This is a genomic window from Ramlibacter sp. (assembly GCF_035655895.1).
Taxonomy (GTDB): domain Bacteria; phylum Pseudomonadota; class Gammaproteobacteria; order Burkholderiales; family Burkholderiaceae_C; genus Ramlibacter.
In genome coordinates, this window is the sequence record NZ_DASRTN010000008.1 from 11,785 (window position 1) to 24,314 (window position 12,530).

General features: G+C 74.3%; 15 protein-coding genes. 9 read left to right on the forward strand and 6 right to left on the reverse strand.

All coding sequences use genetic code 11. From position 1 onward, the window contains the following. Positions 1-9: 9 nt before the first annotated feature. Positions 10-1,119: a hypothetical protein gene (locus VFE82_RS09650; protein ID WP_325000094.1), complete on the reverse strand. Its 1,110-nt coding sequence runs from the start codon at positions 1,117-1,119 to the stop codon at positions 10-12. Between the two features lie 80 nt (positions 1,120-1,199). Between VFE82_RS09650 and VFE82_RS09655 the strand changes: the two genes are divergently transcribed. From VFE82_RS09655 to VFE82_RS09685, 7 genes are all read left to right on the forward strand, one after another. Next, the gene (locus VFE82_RS09655) at positions 1,200-2,126 is read left to right on the forward strand and encodes a LysR family transcriptional regulator (protein WP_325000095.1); all 927 of its coding nucleotides are present in this window, start codon (positions 1,200-1,202) and stop codon (positions 2,124-2,126) included. Positions 2,127-2,157: 31 nt separating this feature from the next. Then, complete coding sequence (locus tag VFE82_RS09660) at positions 2,158-3,324, forward strand: mandelate racemase/muconate lactonizing enzyme family protein (RefSeq protein ID WP_325000096.1); 1,167 nt, start codon at positions 2,158-2,160, stop codon at positions 3,322-3,324. Further along, positions 3,321-3,710 (forward strand): hypothetical protein, encoded by a 390-nt coding sequence (locus VFE82_RS09665; RefSeq protein ID WP_325000097.1) that lies wholly within the window; start codon positions 3,321-3,323, stop codon positions 3,708-3,710. The genes VFE82_RS09660 and VFE82_RS09665 overlap by 4 nt, the downstream gene beginning before the upstream one ends. A 15-nt stretch (positions 3,711-3,725) precedes the next feature. Next, on the forward strand, positions 3,726-5,123 hold the full coding sequence (locus tag VFE82_RS09670) for a hypothetical protein (RefSeq protein ID WP_325000098.1): 1,398 nt from the start codon (positions 3,726-3,728) through the stop codon (positions 5,121-5,123). A 197-nt stretch (positions 5,124-5,320) separates the two neighbouring features. Next, positions 5,321-5,662 (forward strand): four-helix bundle copper-binding protein, encoded by a 342-nt coding sequence (locus VFE82_RS09675; protein WP_325000099.1) that lies wholly within the window; start codon positions 5,321-5,323, stop codon positions 5,660-5,662. Further along, a complete protein-coding gene (locus VFE82_RS09680) occupies positions 5,659-5,952 on the forward strand; it encodes a hypothetical protein (RefSeq protein WP_325000100.1) in 294 nt (97 codons plus the stop codon). Before VFE82_RS09675 ends, VFE82_RS09680 begins: the two co-directional genes overlap by 4 nt. A gap of 98 nt (positions 5,953-6,050) precedes the next feature. Next, positions 6,051-7,025, forward strand: coding sequence for a tripartite tricarboxylate transporter substrate binding protein (locus VFE82_RS09685; RefSeq protein WP_325000101.1), 975 nt, complete (start codon positions 6,051-6,053; stop codon positions 7,023-7,025). Positions 7,026-7,044: 19 nt separating this feature from the next. Here the strand turns inward: VFE82_RS09685 and VFE82_RS09690 are convergent, their stop codons facing one another. After that, a complete protein-coding gene (locus VFE82_RS09690; protein WP_325000102.1) occupies positions 7,045-8,124 on the reverse strand; it encodes a hypothetical protein in 1,080 nt (359 codons plus the stop codon). 200 nt (positions 8,125-8,324) lie between these two features. On the opposite strand from VFE82_RS09690, the gene VFE82_RS09695 reads away from it, so the two are divergent. Both VFE82_RS09695 and VFE82_RS09700 read left to right on the forward strand, forming a co-directional pair. Further along, entirely contained in the window at positions 8,325-9,182 is an 858-nt protein-coding gene (locus VFE82_RS09695; protein ID WP_325000103.1) for a hypothetical protein, read from the forward strand. Beyond that, positions 9,169-9,513 (forward strand): hypothetical protein, encoded by a 345-nt coding sequence (locus tag VFE82_RS09700; RefSeq protein WP_325000104.1) that lies wholly within the window; start codon positions 9,169-9,171, stop codon positions 9,511-9,513. The genes VFE82_RS09695 and VFE82_RS09700 overlap by 14 nt, the downstream gene beginning before the upstream one ends. Before the next feature lie 8 nt (positions 9,514-9,521). On the opposite strand, the gene VFE82_RS09705 is transcribed toward VFE82_RS09700, so the two are convergent. The 4 genes from VFE82_RS09705 to VFE82_RS09720 all read right to left on the reverse strand — a co-directional run bounded on the left by VFE82_RS09705 (position 9,522) and on the right by VFE82_RS09720 (position 12,378). Next, on the reverse strand, positions 9,522-9,728 hold the full coding sequence (locus VFE82_RS09705) for a hypothetical protein (protein ID WP_325000105.1): 207 nt from the start codon (positions 9,726-9,728) through the stop codon (positions 9,522-9,524). Next, a complete protein-coding gene (locus VFE82_RS09710; protein ID WP_325000106.1) occupies positions 9,728-10,456 on the reverse strand; it encodes a J domain-containing protein in 729 nt (242 codons plus the stop codon). The genes VFE82_RS09705 and VFE82_RS09710 overlap by 1 nt, the downstream gene beginning before the upstream one ends. Further along, positions 10,453-11,031: a hypothetical protein gene (locus tag VFE82_RS09715; protein ID WP_325000107.1), complete on the reverse strand. Its 579-nt coding sequence runs from the start codon at positions 11,029-11,031 to the stop codon at positions 10,453-10,455. The genes VFE82_RS09710 and VFE82_RS09715 overlap by 4 nt, the downstream gene beginning before the upstream one ends. A gap of 222 nt (positions 11,032-11,253) precedes the next feature. Then, positions 11,254-12,378 carry a methyl-accepting chemotaxis protein gene (locus tag VFE82_RS09720; protein ID WP_325000108.1) on the reverse strand — a complete coding sequence of 375 codons (1,125 nt, stop codon included), beginning with the start codon at positions 12,376-12,378 and terminating at the stop codon, positions 11,254-11,256. Between the last annotated feature and the right edge of the window lie 152 nt (positions 12,379-12,530).

The window sequence follows — 12,530 nt, forward strand, 5'->3', positions numbered from 1 at the left end:
CCGTGGCGCTCAGATCGCCAGATTCATGTCGACGTCGAGCCCGGACTTGCGCATCTCGCGCGCGAGCAGCAGGCGCCACAGGTCGCCGCCATCCATGGGCTGCACGCGCACGATGCCCTGCAGGTCCGGCGCGACGGTGGGCTGCCCCTGCACCAGGAACAGCACGCGGTTGCGGGCGAACACGCCGAACAGGAAGCCGATCTCCAGCAGCGTCTCGGTCGTGAGGCCGGCGCCGGGCGCCAGCCCGGTGGAAGGCAGCAGCACGATGGCGAAGTCGGCGCCGCGCACGCCCTCGAGGCGGTCGATCCGGGCGGAGTCGTCGCTGACGGGGGCTTCGGAGCCGACCACGGTGGTCTGGAACCCGAGCTGCGTCACGAACTTGGACACCACGGCGCTCGCGGTGTCCCCCAGGCTGCTGACGATGGCGACACGGCGGCCGGGAGCCGCGGAGGGGGAGGCGTGGGAGGTGGGCATGGACGGCTTGTGGGACTTGGTGGTCGCCGGCGCCGGGGTCGGGGCCGGGGTGGGGGTCCGCACCGGCGTGGACGCCGGCGCGGGAGCGGAGTGCCTGCCCGCCGGCGGGCGTGCCGGCGGCGCGGGTGGCGGTTCGACCGCGACCTCGGCTTCAGGTGCGGGCTCCGGTTCCGGTTCCGGCTCGGGCCCGGGCCCGGGCCCGGGCTCGGGCTCGGGCTCGGGCTCAGGTGCAGGTGCAGGTGCAGGTGCAGGTGCAGGTGCAGGCTTCTTCGACGCCGCTGCCGGCGCGGCGCTGCCGCGTTCGAGCCGGTCGCTCAGCAGCTTCTTGACCGCGTTCAGGTTGATGATCGCGTTGTCCACGGCCTTCTTCAGGCTCTCCTGCAACTCCTCCACCGTGTAGCGGTCGCCGAAGCTGGTGTCCAGCGAGGAGGCGAGCGACACCTGGTGCTGCTTGTACTCGAGCGAGTCGGCGCCCAGCACGTCGGACAAGGTGGTGTTGATGCGCTGTTGCAGCCCGTCCAGCCGCTGGTCCCAGCGGTCCTGGATGCCGGAGAGGTCGGCGGTCCGAACCTCCTTGACGAGCCGGGTGATCCTGTCGATGGACGCTTCGAGGGCGTCTCTGTCTGCGCGCGAACCGGTGGCCATTCATACTCCCTGCGGCGATCCGCCACTGTAGCGTTTCCGCGGCCGAGCCAGAATGCGCGATCGCCACGTTTGTCCGCGCCATGTCGCCGTCCGTCCACGCCGCCTCCGCCGAGATGCACTTTTTCAGCCTGCTCGTGCGCAGCGGCAGCCTGTCGGCGGCGGCACGCGAGCTGCAGGTCACGCCGCCGGCGGTGAGCAAGCGGCTCGCGCAGCTGGAGCAGCACCTGGGCGTGCGGCTGCTGCGGCGCACCACGCGCCGCATGGGCCTGACGGCGGAAGGTGAGGCCTACCTGGCCGATGCCCGGCGCATCCTGGCCGAGATCGAGGACCTGGAGCGGCGGCTCAGGGGCGCCAGCGAGCAGCCGGCCGGCCTGCTGCGGGTCAATGCCACGCTGGGTTTCGGCCGCATGCACGTGGCGCCGTTGATCGCCTCGTTCGTGCGCGGCCATCCGCAGGTCGAGGTGCAGCTGCAGCTGTCGGCCAACCCGCCGCCGCTGACGCAGGATGCCTTCGACGTCTGCGTGCGCTTCGGCGAGCCGCCCGATGCGCGCGTGGTGGCGCGGCTGCTCGCGCCCAACCGCCGGCTGCTGTGCGCCTCGCCGGGCTACCTGCAACGCCACGGCGTCCCGCGCACGCCCGCCGACCTGGCGCGGCACCAGACCATCGGCATCCGCCAGGGCGACGAGGGCTCGGGCGTGTGGCGGCTGCGCTCGGGCCGGCGCAGCGAGACGGTCAAGGTGCATGGCGGCTTGTCCACCAACGACGGGGAGATCGCGGTGCAGTGGGCGCTGGCCGGCCACGGCATCGTGATGCGCGCCGAATGGGACGTGGCCCGCTACCTGCAAAGCGGCCCGCTGCGCGAGGTGCTGCCGGCCTGGCAGACGCCGCCGGCCGACATCCACGCGGTGTGCCCGGTCGAGCTGCAGTCGGCGGCCCGCGTGCGCGCCTTCATCGACCACCTGGCGGCGCACTTCGGCCAGGCCGGTGTTGGGACGGATCGGCGATGATGGCGGGCTCCTCCATCGTCGCACGCAGTCCATGAAGATCATCGACATCCGCGAGAAGACCTGCCCGATCAGCTCGCCGATCCGCAACGCGTACATCGACTTCAGCAAGATGACGCTCAGCCTGGTGGCGGTCGTGACCGACCAGGTGCGCCACGGCAGGCCGGTCATCGGCTACGGCTTCAACTCCAACGGCCGCTACGGCCAGGGCCAGCTGATGCGCGAGCGGTTCATCCCCCGCATCCTGGAGGCTGCGCCCGAGTCGCTGCTGGATGACGCCGGCACCAACCTCGATCCGCACCGCATCTGGGCGACCATGTTCAGGAACGAGAAGCCGGGTGGCCACGGCGAGCGTTCGGTGGCGATCGGCACCATCGACATGGCCGTGTGGGACGCCGTCGCCAAGATCGCCGACCAGCCGCTGTACCAGCTGCTGGCCGACCGCTACGGCGACGGCAGGCCGAACCGCAAGGTGTTCGTCTACGCGGCGGGCGGCTACTACTACCCGGGCAAGGACGACGCCCAGCTCAAGGACGAGATGCGCAGGTACCTCGACCGCGGCTACACGGTGGTCAAGATGAAGATCGGCGGCGCCTCGCTCGACGAGGACCTGCGCCGCATCGACTCGGTGCTGTCCATCCTGCAGGACGGCCAGCGCCTGTGCGTCGATGCCAACGGCCGCTTCGACCTGGACACCGCGATCGCGTACGCCAAGGCCCTGTCGCGCTACGACCTGTTCTGGTACGAGGAGGCCGGCGACCCGCTCGACTACGAGCTGCAGGCCACGCTGCGCAACTACTACGCCAACCCGATGGCGACCGGCGAGAACCTGTTCTCGATGCAGGACGCGCGCAACCTGATCCGCTATGGCGGCATGCGGGCCGACCGGGACTGGCTGCAGTTCGATTGCGCCCTGAGCTACGGGCTGGTGGAGTACCTGCGAACGCTCGACATGCTGCGCCAGCATGGCTGGTCGCCCAGCCGCTGCATCCCGCACGGCGGCCACCAGATGTCGCTGGCCATCGCGGCGGGCCTGGGCCTGGGCGGCAACGAGTCCTATCCCGACCTGTTCCAGCCGTTCGGCGGCTTCCCCGACGGCGTGAAGGTCGAGGGCAGCCACGTCACCCTGCCCGAGCTGCCCGGCATCGGCTTCGAGGGCAAGTCGGACCTGATCCGCGAGATGCGGTCGCTGGCGCAATGAGCACGCCGCTGCTGGGCGCCGACGACCTGCGCCGGCTCGGCGCCGAGCGCGCCGCGGGTGGGCGCTGCCCGTGCTGCGGCGGCCTGGTCTGCCCCGGCTGGGAGACGCTGCCCGGGGGCTTCGACAGCGGCGTGCTGCGGCTGGTCGGCACCTTGCGCGACCCGCAGGTGGACGAACCGACGCTGGCGGAACACCACCCGGGCGGCACGCGCACCTGGTCGGCCGACGCGCCGATCGCGCCGGCCTTCCACCCGTACAACCGCAGCGACGTGCTGCAGTGCATGGCGTGCCGCCGGGCCTTCCTGCGCTGGACCGAATACGGCGGCTACTACCGCGAGGACCGCATCCGCGAGATCGACCCGCGGCTCGTCGCCGACGCGGGCTGAGGCCGGCCGCGCCGCATGCAGGCCTGCCGGACCGCCGACCAGCTGCTGCGCACGGCGCTGGCCGCCACCCCCCGGCGGCACCGGCTGCCCCCGCTGGCCGGCGTCGGCGCAGGTCCGCTGGCCGCCGAGGCGGACTGGGCGCTGGCGCAGGCGCTCGAGGCGGCCCGCCTTGCCCTGCTGGCGGGCAGCGCACCGGCCGAGGGGACGCGGGAGCAGTTCCTGGCCGCGCTGGCCGCCCTGGTGCGCGCCGGCGTGGCGGGGCCGCAGCCTGATGCGGCCCTGCAGGCCGCCGTGCTGCGTGCCCACGATCCCGACGTGGCCGAGCATGCGCGGCTCGCCGCCCGCGCCGTGGCGGACCGGCGCGAGCTGCGGGCCACCATCGACGCGGTCGCGCATCCGGCCCGGCTGCCGCAGCCCGGCCACGGCCCGACCGCGGACACCGCGCGCGAACTCCATGGCCTGGCGCGCAGCGGCGACTGGCCGGGCCTGCGCGCTGCGGCGCAGCGGCTCCGGTCGCAGCCGCCCTCGCCGGACGCTGCCGCGCTGGTGGGGCTCGGCGAGCGCCTGCTGGCCGCGCCCGGCCTGCACCGGCTGGAGCGTGGCGCCGCGCTGCGCACGCACCCGGCGGTCCAGCGCTACCTCGCCCTGTGCGGGCCGGCGGCCGGCACCCCGGAGGCGGCGCGCGACGGCCGCGTGGCGGGCGCACGCGGCCGCGCCGCCGAAGCGGCCACGGCCGAGGCCTTCGAGGCCATCGCGAACGTGCTGCGGCGGCGCGTCGGCGGTGCGCTGCGCGTCGTGCGCGGCCTGCGCACGCCCGCCGACTGGCCCGGCGAGCGGGCCCGGGCCAAGGACGAGTGGGACGTGGCCCTGCTGTGCGAGGACGCAGAGTGCGCGTGCAACCTGCTCCTGCTCGCGGAGGCCAAGGCATCGCCTTCCGCGGTGGCGGCCGACCTGCCGCGGCTCCTGCGCGGCCTGGACCAGCTGTCCCGCGCGGCCGCCGGCACCCGCCACCCGTTCGAGTGCCTGGAGGGCGTGGTGGCCCTGCGCGGCGAGTCGTTGCAGGCCCTTGCGCCGGTTGGCGCAAGGCCGCCCGCGCAGGTGGTCTACAGCTGCCTGGCCGACCCCGAGCCACGCCCGCGCGTGCTGTCCGTTGCCAGCCGGGCGATCCTCTGGACCGAGCCGGCCAGCCTGGCCTATGCCGACCGGCTGCAGCGTGGGGACACGCCTGCCGCCGACGTGCTGCGGCCGGTCTGGGACGACCTGTTGCACGCGCCGCGGCTGCGCGCGGTGCTGGAGCAGGGCGCGCTGGCGCGGACCGCGCACGAAGCCCTCGTCCATCCGCACGATCTGCTCGCCGCCCTCGAGGCCCTCGGCCCGGGCTCGGCCAGCCCGGCGGGCGGGGTGGAGGCCTAGCGCGCCCCGGGGCCGGCGGGCTGGCGGGCTGCCCCGGTCCGGCCGTGCGCGACCGTCAGGTGCAGGGGGCGCGGTGGCGTCCGACAGAACCGCCGCGACCGCCCTTCCAGAATGGGCCGCAGCGGCCTGCTGCGCGGCGTCACCCGGCCGCGCTGGACTCGCAGGACCCGCTCGACGCCGACCTTCCGGAGACTGCCATGGCCAAGGACCCGCTCGCCCGCTACCTCGATTGCATCGCCGCCTGCAATGCCTGCGCGGTCGCCTGCCAGCACTGCGCCGCTTCCTGCCTGCAGGAGCCGGACGTGAAGACGATGGCCCGCTGCATCGCGCTCGACATGGATTGCGCCCGGCTGTGCGAGGTGTCGGTCGCGCTGATGGCAGGCGCCAGCGAGCTGGCGCCCGACCTGTGCCGCGTCTGCGCGAAGGCCTGCCGCGCCTGTGCCGAGGAGTGCGCCAGGCACGACATGGACCATTGCCAGCAGTGCGCCGAGGCTTGCCGGCGCTGCGTCCAGGCGTGCGAGACGGTGGCGGCCGGATGATCGTCGTCTACTGGCTGGAGGCGCCGGCCGGCCTGCCCGGCCAGGCGCGGCACCGGGTCTTCCCGCCGCAGGCCCTGGGCGAGGCGCTGCAGTTCGCCGAGGTGCTGCGCCGCCGCCGTCGCGACGGCGAGCCGCTCAGCCACGTCAGCCTGCAGTCGGAGCTTCCCGAGTCGGTGGGCGAGGCTGGCGTGGCCGGGCCATCCGCCGACTACGCGCACTACAAGCGGCGCCTCGACCCCTCGGTCCCGCTCGGCCGCCCCTCGGGGCCGGCCGCGCCCGACGGCGGCTGAGCCAGGCTTTCCCCTCGCGCGAAGCCAGCCGACGCCAGCCGCGAAGGGCCGGCCGCCGGGTGCCGATAGACTTCCGGCGCCGACAAACAGGAGACACCATGCAATTCGCCCCCCGCTGGCTGGCCGTGCTGGCCGCCGCCGCCCTCATGCCGCTCGCCGCCCAGGCCCAGGCACCGGCCTATCCCGCCAAGCCCGTGAAGGTGATCGTGCCGTTCGCCCCCGGCAGCGCCACCGACCAGATCACCCGGGCTTTCACCACCAAGGTGTCCGAAGCGCTGGGCCAGCCGTTCGTGGTGGACAACAAGCCCGGCGCCAACGGCATGCTGGGCGCCGACGCGGTGGCCAAGGCCCCGGCCGACGGCTACACGCTGCTGTTCGGGACCAACAGCACCAACGCCGCGCTCAAGAGCCTGATGAAGAAGCTGCCGTACGACCAGGACACGGCGTTCGCCCCGGTCGCCTACCTCGGCCAGGTCCCGCTGATCGTGGCCGTCAACAACGACGTGCCCGCCAAGACGCTGCGCGAGCTGGTGGCCATGGCCAAGGCCAAGCCCGGGTCGGTGACCTTCGCCAGCGCCAGCACCTCGCAGCTGGTGTCGACCGAGATGCTGGCCAGCATGGCCGGCGTGCAGATGACCAACGTGCCGTACAAGAGCGGCCCCGCCGCCATGACCGACCTGATCGGCGGCCAGGTGATGATGTTCACCGCCGACTTCGCGGTGATGCTGCCGCAGGTGCAGGGCGGCAAGGTGCGCGGCCTGGCCGTGACCTCGGCCAAGCGCTCGCCGGCCGTGCCCAACCTGCCGACCGTGAACGAGGCGCTGGGCCTGAAGGACTACGAACTGATCGCCTACTTCGCCGCGTTCGCGCCGGCGGGCACGCCGCCGGAGGTGATCCGCAAGCTGAACGAGGCGATCAACGCGGCCGCCAACAGCAAGGACATCCAGGAGAAGTTCGCGCCGATCGGCTTCACGGTCGAGCCGGGCACCCCCGAGGCCCTGGCCCAGCGCACGCGCACCGAAACGGCCAAGTGGGCCAAGGCGATCCGCGACGCGAAGATCGAGCCGCAGTGAGCGGCGCGGCGGCCGGCGCTCAGCGCTGGCCGTCGTCCAGCGGGACGGCGAACACCACGGCGGCGCGGCGCAGCGGCTGCGGTCCTTCGCGCCACGAGTAGTCGAGCGACAGCGTGCTCTTGCGCAGCACCGGCATCTTGGCGGCCAGCCCCATCACCGCGGCCGGGGTCGTGGTGTCCCAGGTGGTCTGCTGGGCGTAGCTGAGGTCGGCGGTGACGCGGCCGGCCAGCGGGACGCTGGCGCCGGCGCGCACCTGGCTGCGCGGATGCAGTTCGCCGCCCGCGGCCGCCATCGGCGTGAAGCCGCGCTCGTAGGCGTCCCAGGTCAGGGTCCAGGTCGCACCCGACGTGCTGCGGACGACCCCCATTCCCCAGCGCAGGCCGCTCTCGTCCGCCGTGTTCGACTGCGCCACCACCGCCTGCAGGGAACCGCCCGGGCCGAGGCCGCTGCTCAGTTCCAGGCCCTGGGCCTGGCGGGTGTCGGTCCATTCGGTGCGGACCTCGGCCGTGAGGCCCGCGGTGACGCCGGCCCGGTAGGCCGCGGCCGCGTAGTTCTCGCCGTACTCGCCCTCGGCCGCGTTCCAGCCGCTGCGCACCCGCCCCATCTCGACCTCGTAGTCGCTCGCGCCCGGAGCCAGCTGGGTGGCCGCCACCGGCTTGCGGGCGGCGTCGATCGGCGCCGTGGGATCGGTGCGCAGCGACAGCGGCCGGCCGAAGCGCAGGCCGCCCAGGCGCACCGGGCGGCTCCAGCCGCCGCCGCTGGCGACGGTGTCGCCGAGCACCACGGTGCGCAGCGGACCGGGGGCCTGGAGCTGCCAGCGTGTCTCCAGCCGCGTCAGGGTGCGCTCGCCATTTGGGTCGATCCGGACACTGCTGCGCAGCTCGCCGGCCGGCACCGCCGCCACGCCTTCGAGCCGCCCGGGCCCGGCCTGCGTCGCGTCCGCCGGTTCGTACTGGACCTGCAGGCCAGGGGTGGCGACCACGGTGCCGTTGGGCACGTGGGGTGGCGGGCTGGACGACGGCAGCAGTTCGCCGGCCGTGAAGGCCGCGCAGGGACCGGCAGCGAAGGGCAGCAGCAGCAGGAGGGACCGGGCATGCATGAGCACGATGGAACTCATCCTAGCGACGCGGCTCAGCCGTGCACATCTCAGCCGTCCAGGCGACGTAACGGACTGTTGAACGTGACGGATGTCGCACGGCTGTGCCAGGGCCGGGCACCTGCCAGCTGACCGCCGGCCTACACGGGTTTGCGGCGTCGGCTCCCTGTCGCGGCCTGGCCGGGCCCGTACGCTGCGCCGCCATGCCCTGCTTCCAGCGCCGCGCCCCGTGGCGGGTTGCGGCCCTTCCCGCGGTCCTGCTCGCCTGTCACGTGTGGACGGCGGGCGGGCTGCACGCGCAGGAGCGTGCAGCCGACGAGCTGCCAGCCGTGACCATCCGCGCGCCGCGTGAGGCCGAACCGCAGGTCGAGAAGTCGTACCGCCGGATGGTGCGGGGCCTGGACTTGTTCGAACGCGAGCGCCACCTGGCGCCGGCGGGCGAGCTGCGCTTCCGGCTGCTGCCGCGCCGGCGCGACACGGATCTGCGCGGCCTGGCCCTGCACGTGCTCGGCGCGCGCACCGAGATCCCGCTGGCGATCGCGCCTGACCAGACCTTCGCGTTGCCGCGCGACCAGCAGGCCTGGCGCGAGAACGCGCTCGTCACGCCGGACCGCCGCGCCCGCACGCTGACCTGGCGCGCCGAGGTGCGCACGCCCGGGCTGCCGCCCGGAACGCGGCGCCTGGGCGACCTGCGGCTGGAGTGCCGGGTCGGGATGGAGGCCGGGCTGGTGTCCGAGAGCCCCTCGTGGATCGCGCAGGTGGTCAGCCAGCTGGCGAACGCGTCGTCGTACTGCGAGCGGGCGGACAACCGCTACCTGTTCTTCGCGCCGCGGGCGCTGTTCGGCGTGACGCTGGTCGACGGCGCGCGGCGCGAGACCCTGCCGGTCGCGCGGCTCTATGCCGCGGCGATCGGCGAGCCCCGGCTGGCCGACGTGCTGCCGGCCTGCGACTGCGAGGTGCTGCTCGACCGGGCCTACTTCCTGCCGCTGGCGGACGGCCGCTGGTCCGACGACACGCGGGTGGAGTTCGAGTTCATGGAGGACGCCGGTGCGCCGCCCTGAACTGTGGTTGGTGGCCGGGCTGCTGCTGGCCGGCTGCGCCGTGCCGCCGGTCGTGTCGCCCCGCCCGCAGCCGATGTTCCGCGAGCCCACCATGTCGCTGGACGCTGCGCAGGCGGCGGTCGCGGTCGGACGCAGCAGCCGGCAGGACGTGGCGGCCCTGCTGGGGCCGGCCGAGGTGCTGCGGTTCGACAACGGCTACGAGGTGTGGGCGTACCGCGACCGGCGCCCTCGCAAGGCGGGCGCCGGCGCGGAGCTGGTCATCCTGTTCGCCCCGTCGGGGCTGGTGCACAAGGTGCGGTCCCGGCCCGCCGACGCGCCGGAGCAGCCCTGAGCGCCGCACTACTCGTCGCGCAGGCCGCCCTTGTAGAAGCTCCAGACGGTGCCGTCGTGCAGGTAGAAGCAGCCGTCGAAGCACGCGTCCTTGCCCGGGAAGAACTCGCGCCACGCCTTGGGGACCAGCCGCTCGAGCTGCTCGTCCGAGAGCTCCTCGAACTCCTGCGGGGTGATGGCGGAGCCGGCCCGCAGGCGGCGGCGCGGGCCTTCCATCAGCAGTCCGGACGGCGGTAGTTGAGCATGCACAGGTTGCGCACCCGCTGGCGGTCGTCGGCCGCGCGGCGCTGCGCTTCGTAGTAGTTGCGGCGGTCCTCGGCCGAGGCCGCGGCATCCTGGCGCTGCGACTCGTAGGCGGCGGCGCGGCGGGCGTTGGCAGCGGCCGCCTCGACGTTGGCGCTCATGTACGCCTGCTGGGCCGCGATCGCGCGGCTCTCCTGGGCGAACCGGCGCTCGGCCGCCTCCGCCTGGGCCTGCGCCTGGCGCTGCTGGTCCTCGATCCGGCGCGCCTCGGCCGCACGCTCCTGCTCCTGCTTCAGGCGCAGCTCGGCCGCCGCCTTCTCGGCCGCGGCGGCTTCGGCGCGGCGCTCGGCATTGCGCCAGCTCAGCGCACCACCCGCAGCGAACAGCACCAGCAGCACGATGACCGTCATCTTGAGCATCGACGGCCCCGGCTCCTCCACCACTTCCACCCGGGTGCGCACCGGCGCAGCCCCGGGGCGGCCGGCCACCGGCTGGGACAGCTTGCGGTCGTGGGCGGCGCGCTGCTCGGGATCGCGCAGCACCTGCCAGGCGGTGCGGACCTCGTTCAGGCGCTCGGCCGCGTCGCCGGCGGCAGCGATGCGCTCGGGCGTGTAGAACGCCCGCGCCGTGGCATAGGCCTGCTCGATCTCGTCTGTCGAGGCGTTGGCCGGCACGCCCAGGACGACATAGGCCGACTTCATCGCATCCCCGCCCGTGCCGCGGCCGCGCGGGCCGCCGCTGCGTCGGAGCGCCGGCGCGCGGCCTCGATGCGGGCGTCGTAGCCGGCGCGCAGCGGAACGTAGTGGTAGGCGCCGGGGGCGCCGGCCGCCGCGATCTCGCGCTCGGTGGGCACGCCGGCGCGGCGCTTGGCGTCCATGCACTGGACCTCGAGTTCGCCCTGCGCGTGGGCGGGGGTGCCCTGCACTTCGCGCAGCACGATCAGTTCGTCCCGCGCCGCGCCCTTGTTGAGCCGGGCGCCGGGGCCCTGCTCGAAGTCGGGCTGGACCCGCTCGACCGTGTCCCCATCGTGCAGGCGGCGCCAGAACGGCATCAGGCCGGCCGCCTGCAACGCGCAGTCGCGGTCCGTGTCGGCGCGCACCTGCGGCACGTCGAAGCGGCCGGCGGCGCGCGAGTAGCGCTTCTGCACGGTCTCATCGGCGCAGGGGCGGTCCTGGTAGGTCGCCCCGCACCGGAACATCTGGTGCTGGGCTGCCGCCGATCCGGCAATGCACAGCCCGGCCGCCAGGGCGGCCCCTCGGGCCCACACGTTGGCCATCATTTCCCTCCTCGTGTCGTCTGCGGCGGCGCGGCGCGCCGTGCGGGAAGGCCATCTGGGTGGCAAGCTCTGGACGGCCGGCGCGTGTCGCGCCCTTCCACTGGCTGGCAGTCTAAGCCGGGCCTGCGCCGGCCGGCCCGCTGGCGGGCGGCCGCCACCCCGCAGTGCGGCAAGAACGCAACAGAATGTTGCAGAGGCCGCCCGGGAGGCCGACCCGGTCCATCAATGGAAGTGGGCGACCGCTGCTGCGAGGGTGGCCGACCGGTCCTTCAGCAGGCCGGCCTGGCGCAGTGCCTCGTCGACCATCTGCGCGTTGCGCCGGGTGATGCCATCCAGCGCCTCGACCGACTGGGCGATCTGGTCCAGCCCCGAGCTCTGCTCGGCGCTGGCGCCGGAGATGCGGCTCATGCGCTCGGCCATGTGGCGCACGCCGTCGACCACGCCGGTCATGCCGCCGCCGGCGGTGCGGATGTCGCGCACGCCGCTGTCGACCTGGCCGGCCGCCGCGGTGATCAGTTCGCGGATGCGGCCCGACTCCTCCGAGCAGCGCATGGCCAGCCGCCGCACCTCGCCGGCCACGACCGCGAAGCCGCGGCCCTGTTCGCCGGCGCGCGCGGCTTCCACGGCCGCATTGAGCGCCAGCAGGTTGGTCTGGAAGGCCAGTCCGTCGATCACCCCGACCATCTCGCGCATGCGGTGGGCATCGGCCTGGATCGCCGCCACCGTGGTCACGGCCTGTTCCATCGAGCGGCCGCCGGCTTCGGCGGTCTCGCGCACCCGGGCCGCCTGGCCGTCGGCTTCGGCGGCATGCTGGGCGTTCTCCTGCACCGTGCCGGCCAGCTGCTTCACGCCGGCGGCGGTCTGCTGCAGGCTCGCGGCCTGCTGCTCCGTGCGGCGCGCCAGCTGCTCGCAGCTTGCGGCCAGCTCGCGCCCGGCCTGCTCCACCAGGGCGGCGTCGGCGCGCACCACCGACACCACCGACGCGAGCCCCCCGGCCATGCGGGCGACGCTGCGCCCCAGCAGCGCGATCTCGTCGCGTCCCTCGGGCGGACGCGAGGCCTTCAGGTCCCCGCGCTCGATGCGCTCCATCTCCAGCACCAGCGCCCGCAGCCCGCCGATGAAGCCGACGCAGAAGGCGAGCGCCAGCCAGGCCCAGGCGACCAGCAGCACGGCGCCGGCCACCAGCGCCGGCGCGCGCGAGGCGCCGCCGGTGGCCAGGCCGACGGCCAGCGCGGCGGCGCCGCCGACGAACAGCGAGCCGAGCAGCAGGAGCTTGGCCGGCAGGGTGAGGGCGCGCAGCAGGCGCAGCGCGGGTTGGAGCAGGGGCAGGGACGGAGTCGACGGCATGGGCATTCCTCGACGGCCGAGCTTAGGCGGGCGCGGCGGCGCGGCATGGGCGGATCACGCCCGGGAAAGCGGCGCTTCTCGCCCGCCAGCAGGTTGACCTGGATCAAGCGCGCCGGGGCTGCCGCGATGTAGGCGCCGCCGCGGCGGCATCG